The organism is Bellilinea sp., from assembly GCF_034432615.1.
Taxonomy (GTDB): Bacteria; Chloroflexota; Anaerolineae; order Anaerolineales; family Anaerolineaceae; genus Bellilinea.
Genome location: NZ_DAOUBL010000121.1, coordinates 1 through 4,209 on the forward strand (window position 1 = coordinate 1; position 4,209 = coordinate 4,209).

The 4,209-nt window shown below is 58.5% G+C and carries 5 protein-coding genes; 2 read left to right on the forward strand and 3 right to left on the reverse strand.

The window, feature by feature from the left end:
- The 3 genes from VAE48_RS05410 to VAE48_RS05420 form a co-directional block, all read right to left on the reverse strand.
- On the reverse strand, positions 1–626 hold a 626-nt coding region (locus tag VAE48_RS05410; RefSeq protein WP_322792299.1), incomplete at its 3' end, for an MFS transporter.
- 18 nt (positions 627–644) lie between these two features.
- A complete protein-coding gene (gene cbiR / locus VAE48_RS05415) occupies positions 645–1,538 on the reverse strand; it encodes a cobamide remodeling phosphodiesterase CbiR (protein WP_322792300.1) in 894 nt (297 codons plus the stop codon).
- 106 nt (positions 1,539–1,644) lie between these two features.
- Positions 1,645–2,559, reverse strand: a complete 915-nt coding sequence (locus VAE48_RS05420) for a DMT family transporter (protein WP_322792301.1) — start codon at positions 2,557–2,559, stop codon at positions 1,645–1,647.
- A 186-nt stretch (positions 2,560–2,745) separates the two neighbouring features.
- Here VAE48_RS05420 and VAE48_RS05425 point away from each other — a divergent pair, with 186 nt between their 5' ends.
- On the forward strand, positions 2,746–3,657 hold the full coding sequence (locus VAE48_RS05425; RefSeq protein WP_322792302.1) for a S1C family serine protease: 912 nt from the start codon (positions 2,746–2,748) through the stop codon (positions 3,655–3,657).
- Between the two features lie 9 nt (positions 3,658–3,666).
- Positions 3,667–4,209 (forward strand): LuxR C-terminal-related transcriptional regulator (locus VAE48_RS05430; protein WP_322792303.1); only part of this gene is annotated, 543 nt, incomplete at its 3' end.

The following is a 4,209-nucleotide window of genomic DNA, read 5'->3' on the forward strand; positions in this document are numbered from 1 at the left end:
AAAACGGTTATGGCCATGGTGATCAGGAAACCGGCTGCCACGATGCCCATCACCAGCCCAACCTGCCCGCGGTCAATGAGCGGGCCGATGAAGATGACCAGAAAGACCGGCAGCAGCTCCAGCACGGCTTTGACGCCCGAGGATCGTCCGCGCTGATTCTCCGGGACGAGATCGGGAATCAGGCCCTGTAATGCCCCCTGAGCCATGTTGGAGGAAATTTGCAAGAGGACAATTCCGAGCAGCAGCACAGCGTAGGCGGTGGAAATCCCCAGACTGGATTGGAAAAACTCATCCAGTTCGGAGCCGATGAACAGGGGGGTGGCGCCAATCAGGGCAAGGAAAACCACATTGGCCAGCGCGCCGCCGAAGATGAACGGTCGTCGCCGCCCAAAACGTGAGGTACTGCGATCCGATAACATTCCGCCCAGCGGCTGTACCAGCATGGCAACCGTCAGGCCGATCACGCGCACATTGGCAAGGTAGGTGTTTTTCTGCTCTTCCGGCATGAACAGCAGTACCAGATAGGGCAGCAGCAGGGGGGTAATCACGCCGGAGGCGATGTTGATCCCCAACCAGTAAGCGTTCAAGGCAATGTGATCGAACCAGCTCAGTTTTTTTTCTTCCATCAGGTTTTCTCCAGCGGGTCAGGATACAAGATGGGGGCGCAGCTGCCGGATGGTTTGCAGCGAGGAAAGTGCTTGCAAAACGGTCAACTCAAAGATGATTGGGGCTTTAAATTGCGCTTTGTTCAGGCGGTCGAGCAGGCGGGCGGTGTCGAGATCGCCACTGCCGAGCGGCTGATGGTCCAAACCGTAGGCCGGTTGATCGGCATTTTGTGGAATGGGACAGTCGTGCAGGTGAATTTCAGCCAGTCGTGGGAGGACTTGTTCCAAAACGCTGAACAAATCCACTGCTCCGGCAAAGCCGGCCAGCACATGACCCGTATCCAGACAGATGGAAAGGTCAAGCCTTTCGGCCATTTCCAGGGTCAGATCAAACGGAAATTCAATCGTTTCAACCGCCAGCTGACGCGCGGGCAGGCCAGTTTCTTCCAAAATGGCTTGAATGGACTGCAGCGCATTTTGCTGGAACTGATGCAGAATCAACGCTTTGCCGGCAGACGGCAGGTTCATCCGGTAAAATTCGGCGGCCAGCGCGCCAGTGGCGTGCAACACGTAGCATTGCGGCGCAAGCGGGCGAGTGGCTTGAATACAGTCCACCAGCGCCTGCACCGAGCCGCGCCGCACGGCTTTCAGGGGGGTGGAAGGTTCAACCGACCACAGCGGTAAATGCACGGTGTAGGTCAGCCCCACTTCTTCTTTGAGTTGCGCCAGTTCTTCGATGGCGGGTGGACTGAAGGTTTGCGGAAACCACATACCCAAATCACCGCCCAGTTCGATGAGATCGAAGCCGGCTTCATACAGTTTGCGGACAAGCCCGGCGTGGCTGAAGGTTGCCACATGCTGCATGGCATCTTGCGGGTTGTTGACTGGCGGGATGAGGGCATTCATCTGCATTGCCATGATACCGAATCGCATAATTGACCTCGCTGCAGAAGGATTTAGAAATATTAACCCCTACATGGATAGATTGTATTCAAACGGTGGAAATTTCAAAGTGAAAAAGAGCAGTCTTAATCAGAAGTTAACCTGTAAAAAGCAAAGCTACCCCGCCTAAAGCCAGCAGGGCACCCAAGACGGCGCGCGGGGTGATTTTTTGTCCCTGCAGTGCGGCAATTGGCAGGATGAATAACGGGCTGGCCGATAAAAGGGTTTGCACGATGCCAGCCGGGGCGAGTGAAATCGAAACCTGTTGCAGCCACATTGCCAGATAGGTACCAATGAAAGTGGCCGCAGCCAATGTTGCCCACAGGTGCGGCTGAGCCTGAAAGACGGTGCGGCTCAGCAAAGGTTTGCGGCGCAGGAGTGACCAGACTGCCAGCACCACCACGGCAGCTGCCAAACGCAGGATGGTGCTTTGCAGCGAGTCGACACTGGTGCGGGTTAGAGCCACCCGCGAAAGCACCAGTGCCACCGACTGGGAAAGGGCCGCCAGAAACCCAAACAACAGGCCGAGTTTGAGGTCAAAGGCTGGGGCTGAATCGGGGGTGCGTTCGAGAATCACCCAGGCGATGCCCGCCACCGTGAGCAGAATACCCAGCCATGCCGTCCACGCCAGGGTTTCACCCAGCACACCCCACGCAATCAGCCCGACCATCGGCGGAGCTAATGTGGCTAGCAGCAGGGTGCGCCTGGGCCCCAAATGCTGAAGGGCTTGCAGGTAGGCGCTGTCGCCGAGGGTGATGCCAATCACTCCGCTGACCAGCAGCAGCCCAAGCGCGTTGGCCGGGATGGATTGCAAACCGCCGCCGCTCAGGTAAAGGGTGATGACCAGTAAAATGAGCGCCAGCATCCCTTTGAGAAAGTTGACCTCAATTACCGACAGGTGGCTGCCCAACCGGGTGAACCACACCGATGCCAGCGCCCACAGAAAAGCGGCGGTCAGTGCCGCCAGACCACCGCCAAACGGAGAAGTCAATAAGTCGAGGATGGCGTCCATGTTGTTGGGGCAATCTTATCACAATTTGCCGGGCGGAGGGAGTTGCGGTTTTCCCCTGCCGGTTCTTCCGGGTAAGCGCATCCCCCAAATGGCAGAGGAAAAAAGTTTGCCGGCCAGTTATACTGAATCTGGATTGAAGGTTGTACTCTTACAGGCGGGTCGTTATACTCAAAAAGGAGGTATGCAATGTCAAATGGTGCGATAAGTGAATTGATGGGGAATGTGTCGGAGGGCTGGGTTCAGGCCGCCGAGAAGGCTGCTGCCTTCACTGTGCTGGTGGATGCCCGCAAGCGTCTACCCGGCAGCGGGGTGGTTTTTTCCAGTAACATGATTTTGACGGCCGACCATGTGGTCGAGCGCGAGGAGAATATCCGTATCCTGCTGGGGGATGGCAGCGTCCATGTTGCAACGCTGGGCGGGCGCGATCCCGCCAACGATCTGGCTTTGCTGCGGTTGGAAGAGGCTGTGCTTACCCCGCCTGAGGTAGCCGAACGAGAAGGCCGGGTAGGGCAGCCGGCACTGACCGTAGCGCGCCCGGGACCGGAGGGCATTCAGGTGGGTTGGGCGTTGATTTCGGCGATTGGCGGGCCGGTTCGGACAATGCGCGGCGGTCTGCTGCGGCGTTTCTTTCGGCTGGATGCCACACCTTTCCCCGGTTTTTCGGGTGGAGCGCTGGTAGACCTGAATGGTTGTTTGCTGGGCATTAACACTTCCGGTCTGGCGGGCGGCACTTTTCTCTCCATTCCGGTTGCGGTTGCATGGGAAATTGGAGACATCTTGGCGCGGCACGGGCGCATCCGACGCGGGTATCTGGGCATTCGCAGCCAGCCGGTCGAAATTCCGCCTGCCCTGCAGCAATCGTTGAATCGCGTTCAGGAACGCGGCTTGTTGCTGGTGGGCGTGGAAGAAAACACCCCCGCGGCTGCGGCCGGTTTGATGGTGGGAGATATTCTGACCGCCCTCAACGCACAGCCCCTGAATGACCCCGAAGATCTGGTTTCGGTTCTTTCGGCGGATGTGGTGGGCAAGCCGGTCACCCTTGAATTGCTGCGCGGCGGTCAGAAAGTGGAAAAGCAGGCAATCGTAGGTGAACGCTGAGAAGAGTGCATGGAAAGTGAGCCGTTAAGCCCCCGGGACGCTCCAGTACGGTTAGCCTTGCTGAGCCCGGGCGGCGCCATCCGCGCCGGTTTGAGGGCATTGCTGCAAACCGGCGGGCGGGTGGAAATCGCCGCTGAGATGGCGGATGTTTCCGAACTGCAGCGGATGGATGAAAGGGTGGATGTACTGGTGGCTGTCCTGCCTTTTCAACGGCTGGCCGAATTGGAGAAGCACCTCGCTGAGGGGGTAACTTCCGCCATTTTGCTGCTGGTGACGGATTGGGAAGAGGCAGCCGGTGTGCCTCTTCCCAATTTGTTCCGCAGCCGCGCAGCGGGCCTGCTGCCGCTGGGGGTGGAAGGGGAAACACTGCAAGCCGCTCTGGCTGCCCTGCTGGAGGGGCTTTCGGTGGGGCTGCCCGGCTGGTTTTCCCTTCTTGGGCAGCCGGGGGGTATGCCGCTTAGCACGGCTGCAGGCGAGGAGCGTTTGACCCCCCGAGAGGTGGAAGTGCTGGAACAACTGGCGCAAGGATTAACCAACAAGCAAATTGCACGG

Coding starts and splice junctions, on each gene's coding strand:
- cbiR (WP_322792300.1), bottom strand. CDS start 1,538: ATGCGATTCGGTATCATGGCAATGCAGATGAATGCCCTCATCCCGCCA.
- VAE48_RS05420 (WP_322792301.1), bottom strand. CDS start 2,559: ATGGACGCCATCCTCGACTTATTGACTTCTCCGTTTGGCGGTGGTCTG.
- VAE48_RS05425 (WP_322792302.1), top strand. CDS start 2,746: ATGTCAAATGGTGCGATAAGTGAATTGATGGGGAATGTGTCGGAGGGC.